The organism is Pseudomonas sp. AM4(2022) (assembly GCF_036346515.1).
Classification (GTDB): Bacteria; Pseudomonadota; Gammaproteobacteria; order Pseudomonadales; family Pseudomonadaceae; genus Aquipseudomonas; species Aquipseudomonas paracarnis.
Genome location: NZ_JAOTNW010000001.1, coordinates 443,617 through 464,760 on the forward strand (window position 1 = coordinate 443,617; position 21,144 = coordinate 464,760).

Genomic DNA, 21,144 nt, shown 5'->3' on the forward strand with positions numbered 1-21,144 from the left:
CTTTCACGACTCATTACTGCCATAGCTACCAGGGAGGGCTGTGCTGGCATTTATTCAAATAATGAGAGCCGAATTTATGTCCTTATCCGTTAATCCAACATCCTTTTCAACACTGCCATCGAACGTCGCCAATCCGACTTCAAACACTCAAGCGCAGACGTCATCAGCACCGCCACCATCGACTGCAAAGACCGTCCCACCCGACGAAACAGCACTGCTCAAGGCCTACCTCGAGGCCGCACAACGCAAGGTGTTATACGGCAATGCCGGGCTTATAACCGTGCCGCCCCAAAGCACTCTGGGCCAATGGCTTGGGCTGTATCGCACGCATTTGGAAAACGCCGTTGTACAGGGCTGGCTGCGCGAACAAAACGCCGCCCCGGACACCTTGCTTTCAATCAACCCGTCTACAGGTACCTTGTCCTTCGAGGTCAGTGGGGAAAAGAAAACTTTCCATCTGTCGGATACATCAGGCTGGGGACAAATTTCAGGGCCGCTGCTGGCCGCCGCCAAAGTCATCGCTCCGGGCAATAACGGGGAGTTGCGCGTGAGGCTGGGTGAAGACGCGATACAGGTCAGCGCAAAAGTGGTGGCCAACTTTGAAGGTATTTCCCTACCGCAAACACTGTCCCAGGCCCGCGCACAAATAAGGCACCTGGAACATAAGGACACCTTCGACCCTATCCCCGCCGATGACCGCCTGCGCCCTGCCAGCAGCCGCTCGGCACATGCCCTGCAAGTGCAAAAACACAACGCCGCGAACTACTACAGCAGCGCACCGCAGGCTTTGGCTTACAAGCGCCTGGCGGTTGACGTCAGCAATAACTTGCCCAACACACGGGCAGAAGCCAAGAAGTGGGCGGACGACTTGCTGCTCAAACTCACGGGCAAACCTGTCGACTCCGACACTGTCTACTTGAACCGCTTCAAAGGCGGCGAAAGCGCGGACACGGCTACCGGTTGGGAACACACCTTTCAAGAACCCTGGTCTTCGCTGCGCTTGCCCGACGCCCTGCTGAAGAACTTCTCCGAGCACGACTGGGTGCCCGGCAACCTGGACCTGGAGGCGGGTTTGTATACCCAGCCCGCAGGGCAAAGCCAAAAAGGCGGCTATGGCAAACACAATCAAATCGACCTCAAGCCGTCCCAAGTGATGCACGAGAGTTGGAAAACAGACTTTCAAACCCAAATGACCCAGAAATTCGACGCGTTCTGGAGCGCGCATACCGATGACTACCAGACGGCAATCAAAGGTCAGTTCGTTTTCCAGGCCCGCGAGCAACTGAAAAAGGCCGATGCCAGATTACCCGCTGAGCGAGCCCTGCAAGCGCCCGAGCACCAATTCACACGTGATGACTACCGTTTGGTGATGGGCGCTGTAGACAACCTGCCCCTCGACGAAAACGCGCCCCTGAGCCTCGAACAGCTCAAGGCCAAAGCGCCGGTAAACGGTGCCACTCAAGTGCACGCCCTGGACATCCACGGCTTTACGTCCAGCGACATTGTGCGGTTCAGCGCTGACGATGCAGGGCGCCAAGTGCTTTACATACCGGGAGCCAAGCCGGCATTCCTGCGCTTCGACTCTCTGGAAAAACTCAACCAGTGGGTCATTGACCAAACCCTGGACCCGAAAAAAAGCGAGTCGCTGCTCGCGCATTTTTCGTTGATTGATCACCAGGACCACAAGCCCAATGCGCTAACGCAGATAGCAATCGGCTTTGTGCCGGGTTTGAGCTTTTCGGGTCTCGGTGACGAAAAAGATGGACTGGTCACCCTCTTCAAAAAAATGGCCGGTGGTGACCTGAAAAAACCTGTAACCAATAGTTCTCACTTGAAGATTGAGAAGGACGTGTTCTCCACATTGGCAACCTCGGCCAAAAACCGCATGACGAGTGATGCCGACGTTGTGATCAAATCCAACAGCGAAGTGACCCGAGATACATGGTTGAACGACATTACCGTGGCGGCGGGGTTGTTGGTCAAGCTCGCGCCTATCGCTGCACCGGTTACAGGCGCAGCGATACTTGCCGGGTTGACCGAACTGGCGTTGGGAGCCGAACAATCAGCCTCCGGCGACACCGAGGTCGAACGCGACAACGGGGCCTCCAAGGCATTCGATGGATTGCTGAACACGCTGTTCTCAATCGGGGCAAGCTCAGTCCCCGAAGATCCCTTTGCACTGCCGCCGGAGCAAGAGCTGCCGGGTGCGACCCCAGGTGTTCAACCGCGCGTCAACAACACCGAGGAACCCGTACCCGGCCCATCCAGCGGTACACGCATGGTCAGCGAACCAGGTGTGGCACCGCCAAAATCTCAACCGCTCCTGCCAATCGCGCCCTATGCCGTCGCTGAGGGTGAGCAATTGATCAAGAATGCGTCCCGCGACGCGCTGGGTGTCTATCGCGTAACCGACAGCCAGGGAGCACTGCGCCAGTTCGTGCGCCTTACCGACGAGACGGGAACGAGCAAGGTATTTGAGATATCGGGGCGCTACCGGACCGGCGATGCGTTTGCCAGAGTCATCAACCCCGATAACGGCGCGGGGCTGATGGTCATCACACCCGGGCGTGACGGCGAGTGGGCCCGCGCACCGGGCGATGGCGGGGTGAAGTGGCCGTGGCCACGCTCCGTATCACCGACGCAAAGCCTAGAACCCACCCCCTCGCCTACCTTCTCGACGGATTTCGAAAACCTGGATAAATCCACGATGAAGGGGACGGAAAAGCTGGACAAGTACCTCAACGCTGAGGGGCACCAGTACACCTACGGTTTTGAACTGAACGAGGAAGGCGAAAACCTGCCTAAATTATCCTGGACAACTGAGGAAAACCCAAAAAACGCCACACTACCGCCAAACCTACCTACTGATAAATTCGGGACAAGCAATTATGAAAGTCAATTTATCGATGACCTATCCCGTAGCAAGTTCACATTTGCAAAGCCAGACGGTAGCAAACTTGAGTTCGACATCGGCGCGGAACTGGATTCTTTCAATCGTTCAAACGGCAGGATCGCGTCAGCAGAAGAGGAGCTTGCAATCAAACAGGAAAACATCAATAAACTTGAAAGTTTCATTCCTGACCCGGTGCTAAGATCTCGAATTTCTCAACTAGCCAATCAGTGGTTAGCCGCGCCAGTGGTGGAAGAGCTTCAAACATCTCGTTTCAAAAACGAAGTAATCGGCGGCGGAACCGACCCACACTATTACATCAACTACGACCCCGTAAGTGGCGTCACAACCGTCGCATCAAAAGACAGCTACAACCTCACTCAACTGATCAGAGACCCTAATGACATCAATGCAATTCCCGATATCGAAGCTATTAAAGATCTAAATATAAAAGGATCGAAGACTATGACTATCCGCGCCAGCAATGAAATTGGCTCTGACGGTTACATCATAGAAAAATACTCGCCTATTCGTATAGAAATTACTCCTAAGCTAGGTTAAATAAGCACTCCTCCCCTATCAGCGGCCCTAGAACGGCGGTAACCTCGGTGACCGCCGTTTTCGTTTAGACAGCTTCGGTCTGCCTGCCATTTCAGGGGTCTCCATGGAAAGAATCGCCGTCAAGCCACTGCTCCTCGCCGCAAGCCTTCTGGCCTTTATACCAATGACCCAGGCCGCCACGACCCTGGTGTACTGCTCCGAGGCCAGCCCCGCCGGCTTCGACCCCAGCCAGTACACCAGCGGCACCGATTTCGATGCGTCCGCCGAAACCGTGTTCAACCGCCTGACCCAGTTCAAGCGCGGCGGTACCGAAGTCGAACCAGGCCTGGCCAGCAGCTGGGATGTCTCCGAGGATGGCCTGACGTACACCTTCCATCTGCGTGAAGGCGTCAAGTTCCACACCACCGACTTCTTCACCCCGACCCGCGACTTCAACGCCGATGATGTGCTGTTCACTTTTAATCGCCTGCTGGATGCCGAGAGCCCGTTTCGCAAGGCCTACCCATCCGAGTCGCCGTACTTCACCGACATGGGCTTGAACACCACGATCAAGAGCGTCGATAAAGTCGACGAGCATACCGTGCGTTTCAACCTGAACAATGTCGATGCGTCGTTCGTGCAGAACCTGGCGATGAGTTTCGCCTCGGTGCAATCGGCCGAATACGCCGCCCAGTTGTTGAAACAGGGCAAGGCTTCGGACATCAACCAGAAGCCGGTGGGCACCGGGCCGTTTGTGTTCAAGCGCTACCAGAAAGACTCGCAGATTCGCTACGCGGCCAATAAACAGTATTGGAAACCCGAGGATGTGAAGCTCGACAACCTGGTGTTCGCCATCACCCCGGACGCCGCCTCACGGCTGCAAAAGCTCAAGGCCGGTGAATGCCAGGTCAGCGGCTATCCGCGCCCCGCCGACATCGAAGTGATGAAGCAAGACCCCAACCTGCGCGTGCTGCAACAAGCGGGTTTCAATTTGGGCTTCCTGGCCTACAACGTAACTCACCCGCCGCTGGACCAGCTCAAGGTGCGCCAGGCGCTGGACATGGCGATCGACAAGCCAGCAATCATCAAGGCCGTGTACCAGAGCGCCGGACAATTGGCGCAGAACGCGTTGCCACCGGCGCAGTGGTCTTATGACCCCGGCATCAAGGATGCCCCATACGATCCGACCAAAGCCCGGTTGCTACTAAAAGAAGCAGGGGTTGCACCAGGTACCACCATCAACCTGTGGGCAATGACCGTACAACGCGCCTCGAATCCTAATGCACGGATGTCCGCGCAGATGATTCAACAGGATTGGGCCAAGGTTGGCATCAAGGCCAACATCGTCAGCTATGAGTGGGGCGAATACATCAAGCGCGCCAAAAATGGCGAGCACGATGCAATGATTTATGGCTGGACCGGCGACAACGGTGACCCCGATAACTGGCTGGGCGTGCTCTACAGTTGTGCCGCGGTCAAGGGCAGCAATTATGCTAAATGGTGTAACCCGGCTTACGACAAGCTGGTGCAGCAAGCCAAGGTCAGCAGCGACCGCGAGCAGCGCATCAAGTGGTATCAACAGGCACAGAAAATCCTTAAGGAACAAGTACCTATAACGCCTATTGCGAACTCGACGGTTTTCCAGCCTATGCGCAAGCAAGTGCAAGACTTCAAGATCAGCCCGTTTGGGCTTACGCCGTTCTACGGTGTGGGTCTAGATAAGTAACAACGGCGCCCCAACCGAGTGCGCTAGACGCCTCGGCTGGGCTTTTTTGGTGCGCCATTTGCACCGAAAAAACCCTCCAAACAGGCACTTTTGTGTCAGAACTTTCATAATTGCGACATTCCTGTACGTTCGTACCACAGTTTCCCCTTTGCAACCGCTCTGCATCTTGCATTGGGTATGGCGCCTGCATAAGTATCCGCAGGCCGACTCACGAGGTCGCCCTCACCACCAAAAATGACAACAAATCATGAGGCCAACATGCTTAAACACGCAGTCCTTCCGTTATTAGTGAGCGCTGGCCTTATGGCCGCAGCCCCCGTAGCCCTTGCGGCAACTAACCTGGTGTTCTGCTCCGAAGGGAGCCCGGCCGGTTTCGACCCAGGCCAGTACACCACCGGAACAGACTTCGATGCCTCGGCCGAAACCATGTTCAACCGTCTGAGCCAGTTCGAGCGTGGCGGCACCGCCGTCGTTCCTGGCCTGGCCACCAGCTGGGATGTGTCCCCGGACGGCCTGACGTATACCTTCCACCTTCGCGAAGGCGTCAAGTTCCACACCACCCCGTACTTCAAGCCTACTCGTGAATTCTCGGCTGACGACGTACTGTTCACCTTCAACCGGATGATCAATAAAGACGATCCATTCCGTAAGGCCTACCCCACCGAGTTCCCGTACTTCACGGACATGGGGATGGACACCAACATCAAGAACATCGAGAAAATCGACGACCACACCGTCAAGTTCACCCTTGGCACCGTGGACGCCGCGTTCATCCAGAACCTGGCCATGAGCTTCGCCTCGATCCAGTCGGCCGAATATGCCGCGCAATTGTTGAAGGAGGGCAAGCCTGCCGACATCAACCAGAAGCCGGTCGGCACTGGCCCGTTCGTGTTCAAGAGCTACCAGAAAGACTCGAACATTCGCTACACCGGCAACAAGGACTACTGGAAACCTGAAGACGTGAAGATCGATAACCTGATCTTCGCTATCACCACTGACCCGTCGGTGCGTATCCAGAAGCTCAAGAAAAACGAATGCCAGATCACCTTGTTCCCACGTCCGGCCGACCTCAAGGCGCTGGGTGAGGACAAGGACCTGAAACTGCCGCACCAGGCCGGTTTCAACCTGGGCTACATCGCCTATAACGTCATGCCAGTACTCAAGGGCCAGACCGCTGCGAACCCGCTGGCTGACCTGCGCGTCCGTGAAGCCCTGGACATGTCGGTGAACAAGCAGCAGATCATCGACTCCGTGTACCAGGGTGCCGGCCAGCTGGCGGTCAACGCCATGCCGCCGACCCAGTGGTCCTATGACACCACCATCAAGGATGCCAAGTACGATCCTGCCAAGGCCAAGGAATTGCTCAAGGCCGCTGGCGTCAAGGAAGGCACCGAGATCACCCTGTGGGCCATGCCGGTTCAGCGCCCCTACAACCCCAACGCCAAGTTGATGGCCGAGATGCTGCAGAACGACTGGAAACAGATCGGCCTGAAGGTGAACATCGTCAGCTACGAGTGGGGCGAGTACATCAAGCGCTCCAAAGGCGGCGAGAACCAGGCCATGATCATTGGCTGGAGCGGCGACAATGGTGACCCGGACAACTGGCTGAACGTGCTGTTCGGCTGCGACTCGCTGTCGGGCAACAACTTCTCCAAATGGTGCGACAAGAAATTCGACGGCATCGTTAAAGAAGCCAAGGCCACATCGGATGTCGCCAAACGCACCGAGCTGTATAAGCAGGCGCAACATATCCTCAAAGATGCAGTCCCGATGACACCTATCGCGCACTCGACGGTGTATCAACCCATGCGTAATACCGTGCAGGACTTCAAGATCAGCCCGTTTGGCTTGAACTCCTTCTACGGCGTTAGCGTCAGCGGCAAGTAAGGATCAATAACGGCGACGTTTCATAACGTCGCCGTTATTCCATCCGCCTGGACCTTAGGAAACAGACTACGTTTGCAAGCGTTGCCGTCTTACAGCAATGAACTGCGACCCGTGCCTCCGTTGCCTACAAGGTCAGTCAGAATTGACGCATTTACTGCAAGGTCAACGCCCCATAAGGTCGTAGGACAGCAGAGGCATCACTCTGGGAAGGGCACTTGCTGTGTGTGGGATCAGTGATGTCTGCCTGGCTGCACGACAGCAGGCAGGCTCGCTGTTGATAACTACAAACAAGGACCGGGATAGCCATGCGCCATACCACCGTTGTATCCGCTCTGTTTGCCACCAGTTTGCTGGCCATGGCCACGATGGGCCAAGCCGCCGAGAAAAAGAGCCTGGTTTTCTGCTCCGAAGGCAGCCCGGCAGGGTTTGACACTGCGCAATACACCACCGCCACCGACAACGATGCGGCGGAGCCCTTGTATAACCGTTTGGTGGAGTTCGAAAAAGGCGCCACCGACGTCGTCCCTGGGCTGGCAACCAAGTGGGATATTTCCCCAGATGGCCTGACCTACACCTTCCACCTGCGTGAAGGGGTGAAGTTCCACAGCAACAAGGAATTCAAGCCGACGCGAGACTTCAACGCCGACGACGTGCTGTTCACCTTCAACCGCATGCTTGACCCCGAGCACCCGTTTCGTAAGGCCTACCCCACCGAGTTTCCGTACTTCAACGGGATGAGCCTGAACAAGAACATCGCCAAGGTCGAGAAAACCGGCCCCTACACGGTGATGATGACGCTGAACACGGTCGACGCCGCGTTCGTGCAGAACATCGCCATGAGCTTTGCCGCAATCCTTTCGGCGGAATACGCCGAGCAGTTGCTCAAGCAAGGCCGGCCCAGCGACATCAACCAGAAGCCGATCGGCACTGGCCCATTCGTGTTCCAGCGTTACCAGAAAGACTCGCAGATCCGCTATGTGGGCAACAAACAGTACTGGGACCCGAGCCGCGTCAAGCTGGACCAACTGATCTTCGCCATCAACACCGACGCCTCGGTACGCGTGCAGAAGCTCAAGGCCGGCGAATGCCAGGTGACCCTGCATCCACGCCCCGCCGACGTCGAAGCCCTCAAGACCGACCCGAACCTGCAACTGCTGACCAAGCCGGGCTTCAACCTCGGCTATATCTCCTACAACGTGCGCCACAAGCCGTTCGATCAGCTTGAAGTACGCCAGGCGCTGGACATGGCGGTGAACAAGCAGAGCATCCTCAACGCCGTGTACCAGGGCGCCGGGCAACTGGCAGTCAACGCCATGCCGCCCACGCAGTGGTCCTACGACGACAGCATCAAGGACGCCGCCTACGACCCGGAAAAAGCCAAGCAATTGCTCAAGGCCGCTGGCGTCAAGGAAGGCACCGAAATCACCTTGTGGGCCATGCCGGTGCAACGCCCGTACAACCCCAACGCCAAGCTGATGGCGGAAATGCTGCAGAACGACTGGGCCAAGATCGGTCTCAAGGTCAAGATCGTCAGCTATGAATGGGGCGAGTACATCAAGCGCACCAAGAACGGTGAGCACGATGTCAGCCTGATCGGCTGGACCGGCGACAACGGTGACCCGGACAACTGGCTCGGCACCCTCTACAGCTGCGACGCCATCGGCGGGAACAACTACTCCATGTGGTGCGACCCGGCGTACGACAAGCTGATCAAGCAAGCCAAGGTCGTGACCGACCGTGAACAAAGGACTGTGCTGTACAAACAGGCGCAGCAACTGCTCAAGCAGCAGGTGCCGATCACGCCCATCGCCCACTCGACGGTCAACCAGCCGTTAAGCGCCAAAGTCGAAGGCTTCAAGGTAAGCCCCTTCGGCCGCAACGTGTTCTCGGGCGTCAGCCTCAACCCATAAAAAAATAACCGGATAGCGGGGAGCGAAATGCGCTCCCCGGCAAACGTGCAGGCTTTTGTTGGGAAATTTCCTACGCCAAACGTTTGCAATAGCTTGAACGAGTTCCACACCCAATAGCCGGATCACCCAAAAAGACCGGCATTAAAAAAGAGAACCAAAGGAGCTTCACCCATGAAACTGAGCAGCAAAGCGCTTCTGGCCTTGGCCATCAGCAGCATCACGGCCACCGCCTACGCTGAAACGCAAAGCCAGGACTTCGTTCCTACCACCCTGGCCGGCACCAGCGCCCAAAGCGAAGCCAAAGGCTTTATCGAAGATTTCAGCCTGGGCGGCACTACGCGTAACTGGTACTCCCATGAAAGCAAATACCGTGGGGGCACCTTCTCGTACCAGAAGCACGGCCAGACCCTGACCGATCGCAACCGTACCAACTGGGTGCAAGGCACCATCCTCAACGCCAGCTCGGGTTTCACCCAGGGCACTGTCGGCGTCAAGACCGAAGTGGCGGTTTACAACGCTCTGGTACTGGACCGCAGCAAGCGTGATATCAAAGGTGGCTCCAACCGTACCCTGGCCGACTCCAACGGCGACGCTGTCGACCAGTGGAGCAAACTGGGCCTGGCCAACGTGCAGTTCCGTGTGTCCAACACCACACTGACCGCCGGTCGCCAGAACTTCAGCAGCGGCATCGTCGACACCATCGGCAACCGTGCTCTGCCTTCGAGCTTCCAGGGTGTGAGCTTCAACAGCGAAGAGTTCAGCAACCTGTCGTTCCAGGGCGGCGTGTTTGACCGCGTTTCGCCACGTAGTGAGCAGAGTCTGTCGAAATTCCGTACCGAATACGGCAATGGCGCAGAAACCGACAAAGTGTCGACCCTGGGTGTGAACTACCAGCCACTGAAAAGTCTGAAGACCAGCTTCTTCGCCGCTAACGTGAAGGACTTCTGGAACCAGTACTACTTCGGCGCCACCCACGAGCTGGGCGACGCGCAGCAGTTGGGCCTGACCACCGGCTTCAACTACTACAAGACTGTCGACGAAGGCAAAAAAGAGATGGGGGAAATCGACAACGATACCTTCTCCCTCTCCCTGGGCCTGACTCACCAGGCACACAGCCTGACCTTCGGCTACCAGCAAGTGAACGGTAACGAGTACTTCGACTACCTGCACGAAACCAACGGCATCTACCTGGCCAACTCCCTGACGTCTGACTTCAACGGCCCGAACGAGAAATCCTTCCAGATCGCCTATGCCATCAACATGGCTGAATACGGCGTACCCGGCCTTAAGTTCAACGCCTACTCGGCACGCGGCTGGGGCATCGACGGTACCCACTACACCGGCAACAATGGCCGGGCCAAGTTTGCCTATGACGGCATTCAGTCCCAGGACGGCGAGAAGCACCAGGAATACGGTGTAGGCGCCTCTTACGCGCTGCAGAGCGGCCCGCTCAAAGCCACCACCGTGCGCGCAACCTATGTTGAGCACCGTGGCAGCGAGTTCCAGTCCGACGGCAGCATCAAAGAGTTCCGTCTGGTCACCACCATCCCGTTCAACATCCTTTAATTAGCGCCAGGCAGGCGGCGAGCTCAGGACGAGCCCGCCGCCTACGCTTTTCTGGCTCCATCGATTGCAGAGGGCTCTGAATGAAAATGCTCCCACTACAAGCCGCCATGGCCGCTGCGCTGTTGAGCGTGGCGATCGGCGTTTCGGCCAAACCGCTGGTGGTCTGCACCGAAGCCAGCCCGGAAGGTTTCGACCCGGTCCTGTACACCACCGCCGTGACCGCTGACGCCGCCGCTGAAACCATGTTCAACCGCCTGGTGGACTTCAAGCCCGGCACCACAGAAGTGGTCCCTGCCCTGGCCAAAGACCTGCCGGAAATCAGCGCCGATGGCCTGACCTACACCTTCCACCTGCGTGACGACATCAAGTTCCACACCACCGACTATTTCAAACCCACGCGCAACCTGAACGCCGATGATGTGCTTTGGAGCTTCCAGCGCCAGCTGGACCCGAATCATCCGTGGCATAAAAAATCCCTCGTGGGCTACCCGTACTTCGAAAGCATGGGGTTCAAGGAACTGCTCAAGAGCGTAGAGAAGACCGACGATCATACCGTCGTCTTTACCTTGACCCGTCCTGAAGCTCCATTCCTGGCTGACCTGGGCATGGCGTTCTCTTCAATCCATTCGAAGGAATACGCCGACCAGTTGCTCAAATCCGGCAAGACCGAAGACCTCAACGCCAAGCCCATCGGCACTGGCCCGTTCATCTTCACCCGTTATCAGAAAGACGCCCAGGCACGCTTCAAGGCTAACCCCGACTACTTCCGCGGCAAACCGGCGGTCGATCCGCTGATTCTGGCAATCACCGTCGATAACAACGTGCGCCTGCAGAAGCTCAAGGCCAACGAATGTCAGATCGCGTTGTTCCCCAAGCCGGATGACATTCCAAGCATCAAGAAAGACCCGAACCTGAAGGTCGATGAACTGGCGGCGATGACCACCAGCTACACCGCATTGAACACCACTCGCAAATACATGAGCGATGCCCGGGTACGTCACGCGATCAACATCGCGTTCGACAAGGCCGGCTATACCGAAGCGCTGTTCGGCAAAGGCAATGCAGTCGTGGGCACCGGCCCGTATCCGCCGACATTGCTGGGTTTCAGTGAAAAGCTGAAAAACCCTGCGCGCGACCTGGACAAGGCCCGTGCCCTGCTCAAGGAAGCCGGCGTGCCGGAAGGCACCGAATTCACCCTGTTCACCCGTAACGGCGGCGGCCCGACCAATCCCAACCCGATGCTTGGCGCCCAGCGTATGCAAGCAGACCTGGCCCAGATTGGCTTGAAGATCAATATCAAGGTCATGGAATGGGGCGAGATGCTCAAGCGTGCCAAAAATGGCGAGCACGACATGGTTTCGGCGGGCTGGGTCGGTGATAACGGCGACCCGGATAACTTCCTGACGCCAAACCTGAGTTGCGATGCAGCCAAAAACGGCGAAAACTACGCCCGCTGGTGTAACAAAGAGTTTCAGGACTTGATCGACAAAGCCCGTGCAATCGCGGAACCGGCCGAACGGGCCGCGCTCTATGAACAAGCACAGGATGTGTTCGAGAAAGACCAACCCTGGCTTCCCATGGCTTACCCGAAACTGTTCACCGCCCTGCGCAAGAACGTAGAAGGCTTCACCCAAAGCCCTCTGGGTACAAATAACTTCGCCACCACCCAGGTGAAGTAAATAAGAAAAACGCTCGGCACCGTCGACATTGACGGTGCCGAACCTGCCTAACCGGCTGATTGAGGTACACACCAAGATGTTTAGTTTTATTGCCCGCCGATTGGGGTTATTGATCCCCACGTTCTTCGGCATCACGTTGCTGACTTTTGCGTTGATTCGCATGATTCCAGGCGACCCCGTAGAAGTCATGATGGGCGAGCGGCGGGTTGACCCCGAAATGCACGCCCAGGCAATGGAGCGCCTTGGCCTTAACAAGCCGCTGTACGCGCAATACCTGGATTACGTCGGCAAGCTCGCCCAGGGCGACCTTGGCGAATCACTGCGCACCCGCACCAGCGTGTGGACCGAGTTCACCGCCCTCTTCCCCGCGACCCTGGAGCTGTCCATGGCCGCGCTGTTGTTCGCCGGTATCCTGGGCCTGTTGGCCGGGGTGATCGCGGCACTCAAGCGAGGATCCCTGTTCGACCATGGGGTGATGGGCATCTCCCTGGCGGGGTATTCGATGCCGATCTTCTGGTGGGGCCTGATCCTGATCATGTTCTTCTCGGTAAGCCTGGGCTGGACCCCGGTTTCCGGGCGTATCGACCTGCTCTACGACATCGAGCCGCGCACCGGTTTCATGCTGATCGACACCCTGCTGGCTGACGAGCCGGACGCGTTCTGGGATGCCTTGCACCACCTGATCCTGCCAGCCATCGTGCTCGGCACCATCCCGCTGGCTGTGATCGCGCGCATGACCCGTTCGTCGATGCTCGAAGTGCTGCGTGAGGACTACATCCGCACCGCCAAGGCCAAGGGCCTGTCGCCGGCCCGCGTGGTGTTCGTGCACGGCCTGCGCAACGCGCTGATCCCGGTGCTCACCGTGGTCGGCCTGCAAGTCGGCACGCTACTGGCCGGTGCGGTACTGACCGAAACCATCTTCTCGTGGCCCGGCATCGGCAAATGGCTGATCGAAGCCATTGGCGCGCGGGACTACCCGGTGGTGCAAAACGGCATTCTGCTGATCGCCTGCCTGGTGATCTTGGTGAACTTCGTGGTGGATATCCTCTACGGCTTCGCCAACCCACGCATCCGTCACCAGCGCTGAGATCATGACCATGACCACACCTACTCAAGTGTCAGCAGTCGATCAGAGCCTGCTGTACCCGTCCCCGTACAAAGAATTCTGGCAAGCCTTCTCCAAGAACAAAGGCGCGGTTGCCGGCCTGTTGTTCATGTTGCTGATCGTGTTCTGCGCGATCTTCGCCCCGTGGGTTGCACCGCATAACCCCAGCGAGCAGTACCGCGACTTCCTGCTGACCCCGCCAGCGTGGCTGGAAGGTGGACAGATGCAGTTCCTGCTCGGCACCGACGAACTGGGCCGTGACTTGCTCTCGCGCCTGATCCAAGGCTCACGTCTGTCGTTGCTGATCGGTTTGTCGTCGGTGGTGATGTCGCTGATCCCGGGCATTTTGCTGGGCCTGTTCGCCGGATTCTTCCCGCGCTTGCTGGGCCCGACCATCATGCGCCTGATGGACATCATGCTGGCCCTGCCGTCGCTGCTGCTGGCCGTGGCTATTGTCGCCATCCTCGGCCCTGGCCTGATCAACACCGTGATCGCCATCGCCATCGTGTCGTTGCCGTCCTACGTGCGTCTGACCCGCGCCGCGGTGATGGGCGAACTGAACCGCGACTACGTGACCGCCGCCCGCCTCGCCGGTGCCGGCCTGCCACGCCTGATGTTCATCACCGTGCTGCCTAACTGCATGGCACCGCTGATCGTACAGGCAACCTTGAGCTTTTCCTCGGCGATTCTCGATGCCGCGGCCCTGGGCTTCCTGGGCCTTGGCGTACAACCGCCAACCCCTGAGTGGGGCACCATGCTGGCATCGGCCCGCGACTACATCGAACGCGCCTGGTGGGTCGTGAGCCTGCCTGGTTTGACCATTTTGCTCAGCGTGCTGGCAATCAACTTGATGGGTGACGGCCTGCGCGATGCGCTGGACCCGAAACTCAAGAACGCCGCCTGAGGAGATTCCCATGTCACTGTTAGAAATCAAGAATCTCAACGTGCGCTTCGGCGACAAGACCGCCGTGCCGGTGGTCGATGGCCTCGACATTTCCGTCGACAAGGGCGAAGTACTGGCAATCGTTGGCGAGTCGGGCTCGGGTAAATCCGTGACCATGATGGCGCTGATGGGCCTGATCGAGCATCCCGGCATCGTGACCGCCGATGCGCTGAACTTCGACGGTAAGGACATGCTCAAGCTGAGCAACCGCCAGCGCCGCCAGATCGTCGGCAAAGACCTGGCGATGGTGTTCCAGGACCCGATGACCGCGTTGAACCCCAGCTACACCGTGGGTTTCCAGATCGAAGAAGTGCTGCGCCTGCATCTGAAAATGTCCGGCAAACAAGCGCGCAAACGCGCCATCGAGCTGCTGGAAAAGGTCGAGATCCCAGGCGCTGCCAGCCGTATGGATGCCTACCCGCACCAATTGTCCGGCGGTATGAGCCAACGCGTGGCAATCGCCATGGCGATTGCCGGCGAGCCCAAGCTGCTGATCGCCGATGAACCGACCACTGCGTTGGACGTGACCATCCAGGCGCAGATCATGGAGCTGCTGCTGGCCCTGCAAAAAGAACAGAACATGGGCCTGGTGCTGATCACTCACGACCTCGCGGTAGTGGCTGAGACCGCCCAGCGCGTGTGCGTAATGTACGCCGGCCAAGCGGTGGAAGTCGGCCAGGTGCCACAGTTGTTCGACATTCCGGCACACCCGTACAGCGAAGCGTTGCTCAAGGCGATTCCCGAGCACAGCCTTGGTGCTACGCGCCTGGCCACCCTGCCAGGCATCGTTCCGGGCCGGTATGACCGTCCGCAGGGTTGCCTGCTGTCGCCGCGCTGCCCGTATGTGCAGGACGCCTGCCGCGCCCAGCGGCCGGGCCTTGATCCGAAAAGCAACAGCCTTGCCCGCTGCTTCTACCCGCTGAACCAGGAGGTGGCGTAATGGCCGTCGTACTTACCGCCCGCGACCTCACCCGTCACTACGAAGTCTCCCGTGGCCTGTTCAAGGGCCACGCCACCGTGCGAGCCCTCAATGGCGTGTCCTTTGAACTGGAAGCTGGCAAGACCCTCGCCGTAGTGGGCGAGTCGGGCTGTGGCAAATCCACCCTGGCCCGCGCCCTGACGCTGATTGAAGAGCCCTCGTCGGGCTCGTTGAAAATCGCCGGGCAGGAAGTGGCCGGCGCCGACAAGGCCCAGCGCAAGCAATTGCGCAAAGACGTGCAGATGGTGTTCCAGAGCCCCTACGCCTCGTTGAACCCACGCCAGAAAGTCGGTGATCAACTGGCGGAGCCGTTGCTGATCAACACCAACCTGTCCGCTGCCGAGCGCCGCGAAAAAGTGCAGGCGATGATGAAGCAAGTGGGCCTGCGCCCTGAGCATTATCAGCGCTACCCGCACATGTTCTCCGGCGGCCAGCGTCAGCGTATCGCCCTGGCTCGGGCAATGATGCTGCAACCCAAGGTGTTGGTGGCGGATGAACCGACCTCGGCACTGGACGTGTCGATCCAGGCCCAGGTGCTCAACCTGTTCATGGATTTGCAGCAGGAATTCAACACTGCCTACGTGTTCATTTCCCACAACCTGGCGGTGGTGCAGCACGTGGCAGACGATGTGATGGTGATGTACCTCGGCCGCCCGGTTGAGGTGGGGCCCAAGGCAGACATCTACGCCCGTCCTTTGCACCCTTACACCCAGGCGCTGCTGTCGGCCACCCCGACCATTCACCCGGACCCGAGCAAGCCGAAGATCAAGATCGTCGGCGAACTGCCCAACCCACTGAACCCGCCGCCTGGCTGCGCGTTCCACAAGCGCTGCCCGTATGCGACCGAGCGCTGCAGCAGTGAGGAGCCGCTGTTGCGGCCGTTGGATAACCGGCAGGTGGCTTGCCACTACGCGGAGCAATTCGTGGCCTGAAGCAACATTGTTTCCCTCTGTGGGAGCGGGCTTGCTCGCGAATGCGTGGGTTCAGCTACAGATGGGTTGCTGACACACCGTCTTCGCGAGCAAGCCCGCTCCCACAGGGGTAATGCGTGATATCGAGTTCCATCGCCCTTCCCGCCAGATTGCGCATCAGTCTGGCCGGAGGGGCTTTTTTTTGCGCGGCTGTAACAAAAAACATACCGTTTGAACCCATGCCAAAAGCCCTGAAAATATTGAGCCAGACCGTTTTGAAAAGTGTATAGATTGTAAATGCAATTTACTTCTGTTTGAGAATCAATACCATTACGGCGCACGAAGAGCGCTGGATGCACGAAAAAATTCAGACGCCTCTCGTTCAATCGCCCCTCCTAAAGGACTTTGTGGACATGTCGTCTCAATTCAGGCTCAGCCATCTCTCGCTAGCGTTTATCGCTACCCTTTCGTCCCCCGCGCTGCTGGCGCAGAGTGTGGAAAAAGAACGCGACAAAGTGCCGATCCAAGCGACAGACCTGCCTGTGGATGGCACGCCCCAAGCCCTGGTGCTGGGCGAAACGCGTGTACTGGGCACCGCCGCCGAAGAACTCAAGCAGGCACCCGGCGTATCGATCATCACCGCCGAAGACATCAAGAAACGTCCACCCACCAACGACCTGTCGGAGATCATCCGCCGCGAGCCGGGTGTGAACCTGACTGGCAACAGTTCCAGCGGCAGCCGTGGCAACAACCGCCAGATCGACCTGCGCGGCATGGGCCCGGAAAACACCCTGATCTTGATCGATGGCAAGCCGTCCACCTCCCGCAACGCGGTGCGTTACGGCTGGAGTGGTGACCGTGATACCCGTGGCGAAACCAACTGGGTACCGGCCGAAGAAGTCGAACGCATTGAAATCCTGCGCGGCCCGGCCGCCGCCCGCTATGGCTCCGGCGCCATGGGCGGGGTGATCAACATCATCACCAAACGCCCCACCGACCAACTGCACGGCTCGCTGACCGCCTACACCGCCTTCCCCGAAAACGATGCCGAAGGCGCGAGCAAACGCACCAACTTCAACCTCAGCGGCCCGTTGACCGACACCCTGGCGTTCCGCGTCTATGGCGGCCTGAACAAGACCGATGCCGATGACGCCGACATCAACCGCTCAGCGCAGGCGACGCCGGACTCGCTGGTGGCCGGCCGTGAAGGCGTGCGCAATAAAGACGTGAACGGCTTGCTGAGCTGGCAGTTCACCCCTGAGCAAACCCTCGACCTGGAGGCCAGCTACAGCCGCCAGGGCAATATTTTCGCCGGCGATACCATGCTCAACGGCGGTGGCGAGTTCGTGGAAAGCCTGGTGGGCAAGGAAACCAGTGTGATTCAACGCAGCAGCTTTTCTGCCACGCACCGCGGCGAGTTCGACTGGGGCTCGGCCCTGGCTTCGCTAACCCACGACCTGACCCGCAACGAACGCCTCAATGAAGGCCTGGCCGGTTCTGGCGAAGGTGCGCCGTCTGCCAGCGCAGGCCGCTTCGAGTCGCGCTTGCGCAACACTCGGGCCACCGCCGAGGTCAACCTGCCCCTGAGCGTCGGTGCCGAGCAGGTGCTGACCCTGGGCAGCGAATACCTCTACGAGTCGATGAACGATCCAGGCTCGTTGCGCCCGCAAACTTATGACCCGGGTACCGGCGGCGTCCCCGCCATCCCCGGCGTCAGCCGCAACAGCACCAAGACCACCGCATCGAGCTATGCCTTGTTTGCCGAGGACAACATCGAACTGGGCAGCAAGACCATCATCACCCCTGGCCTGCGCTTCGACGACCATGAGGAATACGGCGGCAACTGGAGCCCCAGCTTCAACGCCTCGCACCAGTTGACCGATGAACTGAGCATCAAGGGCGGCATCGCCCGCGCCTACAAGACCCCGAACCTGTACCAGTCCAACCCGAACTATTTGCTCTACAGCCGTGGCAATGGCTGCAACGCCAGCGAAGCCAACATGGGCGGTTGCTACCTGGTGGGCAACCGGGACCTGAAGCCGGAAATCAGCGTCAACAAGGAAATCGGCCTGGCTTTCGACAAGGGCACCTGGCGTACCAGTGCGACGTACTTCCGTAATGACTACAAGAACAAGATCAACGCCAGTAACGAGGCGGCTTTCCGCCTGGGCAACGGCCGCCGCGTGCTGGAGTGGGAAAACAGCGGGCCCGCCTTGGTGCAGGGTGTTGAAGGCAACCTGTTCATCAGCCTGCGTGATGATCTGGACTTGAACACCAACCTGACCTACATGATCGACTCCAAGGACAAGGACACCGGCGAGCCCTTGAGCATCATCCCCAAATACACCGTCAACACCACGCTGGATTGGCAAGCCACCGACAGGCTGTCCTTCCAGGTCAGCGGCACCTACTACGGCAAGCAGGAAGCGCCGACACTCAACTCACGCAGCGCCAACAGCTATGACCGCAGCGCCCAGCAGGATGTCGACCCGTACGGGTTGATGGGCCTGAGCAGTGGTTACGAGTTCAGCAAAAACTTGAGCGTGCGTGTCGGTATCAACAACCTGCTGGACAAGCGCCTGTCGCGCAAAGGCAATGCCGAGGATGCGGGCGCGCAGACTTACAATGAGCCGGGCCGTGCTTACTTCGCGTCGGTGACCACTTCGTTCTGAAGAAAAGGGCGGCCAATAAAAATGCCTTGGAGGTCCCATCCAAGGCATCGATTGTTTGAAACGCTTTCCCTTGGCGAGCCTACGTCTGGCTATCGCCTTCGTCTGCGTCGTCGCTGTCAGGCTCGTCGGTGGTCGAGTCGTCATCGTCTTCGCTGCCACCCTGGCCTTTATCGCCTGGCTCCGCTTCGGACTTGGCCAACTGCAAGTCCGCAGCCTGGCCACTCGTCGCCACCGCGGCGCTCTGCACCGGGTTATGCGCCCAGGCCGTCGACATCCCCAACGACAACAGCACCAGCACCTTCATCAACAGCACTACGCGTTGAACAATACTCATGGTCGATTCCGTCCAGTCAGTAGGTATAGCCCACGCGACAGCCCCATTACCATCGCCAGTCTTTGAAGCTAGTTCTGATCAAGGGTTTGCGCCAATTTCTGGTTAAATCGAGATTAACTGTGGGAGCGGGCTTGCTCGCGAATGCGAGGCGTCATTCAACAGATGCGTCGGCTGATCCACCGCCTTCGCGAGCAAGCCCGCTCCCACACTTAGCCTTTGGGCAACCATAAAAAAGGGCGAAGCCATCACAGCTTCGCCCTTCTCTCTACCGCTCAGACCTTAGTGATGTTCGCGGGTCGCGCGGAATTTCACATCCGGCCAGCGCTCTTCCATCAACGCCAGGTTCACCCGCGTCGGTGCCAGGTAGGTCAGGTGACCACCGCCGTCGATCGCCAGGTTTTCCACGGCCTTGTTGGAGAACTCTTCCAACTTCTTCTTATCGCTGCAATCAATCCAACGCGCCGAATACACGGTGATCGGCTCGTAGGAGCACTCCACCTTGTATTCCTCTTTCAGGCGGCTGGCGACCACGTCGAACTGCAGCACACCCACGGCGCCGAGGATGATGTCGTTGCTGCGCTCGGGGAAGAACACCTGGGTGGCGCCCTCTTCGGCCAATTGCTGCAAGCCTTGGCGCAGTTGCTTGGACTTGAGCGGATCACGCAGGCGCACGCGGCGGAACAGTTCCGGGGCGAAGTGCGGGATGCCGGTGAAGCCCAGGGCTTCGCCTTCGGTGAAGGTGTCGCCGATCTGGATGGTGCCATGGTTGTGCAGGCCGATGATGTCGCCTGCAAACGCCTCTTCCAGCTGTTCACGCTCGGAGGAGAAGAACGTCAGGGCGTCGCCGATGCGTACGTCCTTGCCGGTGCGCACGTGGCGCATCTTCATGCCTTTTTCGTACTTGCCGGAGCAGATGCGCATAAAGGCGATACGGTCGCGGTGTTTCGGGTCCATGTTCGCCTGGATCTTGAACACGAAGCCGGTGAATTTCTCTTCCACCGGTTCCACGGTGCGCTCGTTGGCGACGCGGGCCAGGGGTTTTGGCGCCCAGTCCACGACGGCGTCGAGCACGTGGTCGACACCGAAGTTGCCGAGCGCGGTACCGAAGAACACCGGCGTCAGTTGACCGTCGAGGAATTCCTGCTGGTTGAACTCATGGCAGGCGCCCTGCACCAGTTCCAGCTGGTCGACGAAACGATCGTACTCGTCGCCCAGGTGGGCACGGGCTTCGTCGGAGTCGAGCTTCTCGATGATCTTGGTTTCGGTGCGTTCATGACCATGGCCAGCGGTGTAGACAATGATGTAATCGTCGGCCAGGTGGTACACGCCCTTGAAGTCGCGGTAGCAACCAATCGGCCAGGTGATCGGCGCGGCCTTGATCTTCAGGACGGCTTCGATTTCATCCAGCAGCTCGATGGGGTCGCGGATATCGCGGTCGAGTTTGTTGATGAAACTGACAATCGGCGTGTCACGTAGACGGCACACGTCCATCAGCGCGATGGTACGTGGCTCGACGCCTTTACCGCCGTCGAGGACCATCAGCGCCGAGTCCACTGCGGTGAGAGTACGGTAGGTATCTTCGGAGAAGTCTTCGTGCCCCGGGGTATCGAGCAGGTTGATCATGTGCTCGCGATACGGGAACTGCATGACCGACGTGGTAATGGAAATACCCCGTTGTTTTTCCATCTCCATCCAGTCGGAGGTGGCATGGCGGTCGGATTTGCGCGATTTCACCGTGCCGGCTACCGCGATCGCCTTGCCCATCAGCAACAGCTTTTCGGTGATGGTGGTTTTACCGGCATCGGGGTGGGAAATAATGGCGAAAGTGCGGCGTTTCGCGACTTCGGCGGCCTGGTGGGTCATGGGAAATCGCCTGGCAGGTGAGTCAAAAAAGGGCGGCGAGTATAGCGCAAACGCGAGGGTACGGACCACCGTTGAGCCCATTGGGGGTGGCTAAATGCGCCCAAGTGTGGAACCTTTTAAAAGGTCGAGACGTCCACTC

The 21,144-nt window shown here is 58.6% G+C and carries 13 protein-coding genes; 11 read left to right on the forward strand and 2 right to left on the reverse strand.

Annotation, left to right across the window (positions count from 1 at the left end; all coding sequences use genetic code 11):
* Positions 1–76: 76 nt before the first annotated feature.
* The 11 genes from ODQ19_RS01995 (at position 77) to ODQ19_RS02045 (ending at position 18,808) form a co-directional block, all read left to right on the forward strand.
* Positions 77–3,451 (forward strand): dermonecrotic toxin domain-containing protein, encoded by a 3,375-nt coding sequence (locus ODQ19_RS01995; protein ID WP_330209213.1) that lies wholly within the window; start codon positions 77–79, stop codon positions 3,449–3,451.
* 103 nt (positions 3,452–3,554) lie between these two features.
* Positions 3,555–5,156, forward strand: a complete 1,602-nt coding sequence (locus tag ODQ19_RS02000; protein WP_330209214.1) for an ABC transporter substrate-binding protein — start codon at positions 3,555–3,557, stop codon at positions 5,154–5,156.
* A gap of 258 nt (positions 5,157–5,414) precedes the next feature.
* Positions 5,415–7,043 carry an ABC transporter substrate-binding protein gene (locus tag ODQ19_RS02005; protein ID WP_034126282.1) on the forward strand — a complete coding sequence of 543 codons (1,629 nt, stop codon included), beginning with the start codon at positions 5,415–5,417 and terminating at the stop codon, positions 7,041–7,043.
* Positions 7,044–7,399: 356 nt separating this feature from the next.
* Positions 7,400–8,953, forward strand: a complete 1,554-nt coding sequence (locus ODQ19_RS02010) for an ABC transporter substrate-binding protein (protein WP_442962718.1) — start codon at positions 7,400–7,402, stop codon at positions 8,951–8,953.
* A gap of 171 nt (positions 8,954–9,124) precedes the next feature.
* The gene (locus ODQ19_RS02015) at positions 9,125–10,519 is read left to right on the forward strand and encodes an OprD family outer membrane porin (RefSeq protein WP_014716898.1); all 1,395 of its coding nucleotides are present in this window, start codon (positions 9,125–9,127) and stop codon (positions 10,517–10,519) included.
* An 80-nt stretch (positions 10,520–10,599) separates the two neighbouring features.
* Positions 10,600–12,198 (forward strand): ABC transporter substrate-binding protein, encoded by a 1,599-nt coding sequence (locus ODQ19_RS02020; protein WP_116668350.1) that lies wholly within the window; start codon positions 10,600–10,602, stop codon positions 12,196–12,198.
* A 76-nt stretch (positions 12,199–12,274) separates the two neighbouring features.
* Entirely contained in the window at positions 12,275–13,285 is a 1,011-nt protein-coding gene (locus ODQ19_RS02025; protein WP_003171721.1) for an ABC transporter permease subunit, read from the forward strand.
* Positions 13,286–13,295: 10 nt separating this feature from the next.
* The gene (locus tag ODQ19_RS02030) at positions 13,296–14,207 is read left to right on the forward strand and encodes an ABC transporter permease subunit (RefSeq protein WP_003188486.1); all 912 of its coding nucleotides are present in this window, start codon (positions 13,296–13,298) and stop codon (positions 14,205–14,207) included.
* A gap of 10 nt (positions 14,208–14,217) precedes the next feature.
* The gene (locus ODQ19_RS02035) at positions 14,218–15,186 is read left to right on the forward strand and encodes an ABC transporter ATP-binding protein (protein WP_003188485.1); all 969 of its coding nucleotides are present in this window, start codon (positions 14,218–14,220) and stop codon (positions 15,184–15,186) included.
* Complete coding sequence (locus ODQ19_RS02040; protein ID WP_330209216.1) at positions 15,186–16,157, forward strand: peptide ABC transporter ATP-binding protein; 972 nt, start codon at positions 15,186–15,188, stop codon at positions 16,155–16,157. Before ODQ19_RS02035 ends, ODQ19_RS02040 begins: the two co-directional genes overlap by 1 nt.
* Before the next feature lie 392 nt (positions 16,158–16,549).
* The gene (locus ODQ19_RS02045) at positions 16,550–18,808 is read left to right on the forward strand and encodes a TonB-dependent siderophore receptor (RefSeq protein WP_330209217.1); all 2,259 of its coding nucleotides are present in this window, start codon (positions 16,550–16,552) and stop codon (positions 18,806–18,808) included.
* A gap of 79 nt (positions 18,809–18,887) precedes the next feature.
* Here ODQ19_RS02045 and ODQ19_RS02050 read toward each other — a convergent pair whose 3' ends face one another.
* Both ODQ19_RS02050 and ODQ19_RS02055 read right to left on the reverse strand, forming a co-directional pair.
* Entirely contained in the window at positions 18,888–19,142 is a 255-nt protein-coding gene (locus ODQ19_RS02050; protein WP_330209218.1) for a hypothetical protein, read from the reverse strand.
* A gap of 279 nt (positions 19,143–19,421) precedes the next feature.
* The gene (locus ODQ19_RS02055; RefSeq protein ID WP_003188476.1) at positions 19,422–21,005 is read right to left on the reverse strand and encodes a peptide chain release factor 3; all 1,584 of its coding nucleotides are present in this window, start codon (positions 21,003–21,005) and stop codon (positions 19,422–19,424) included.
* Positions 21,006–21,144: the final 139 nt, after the last annotated feature.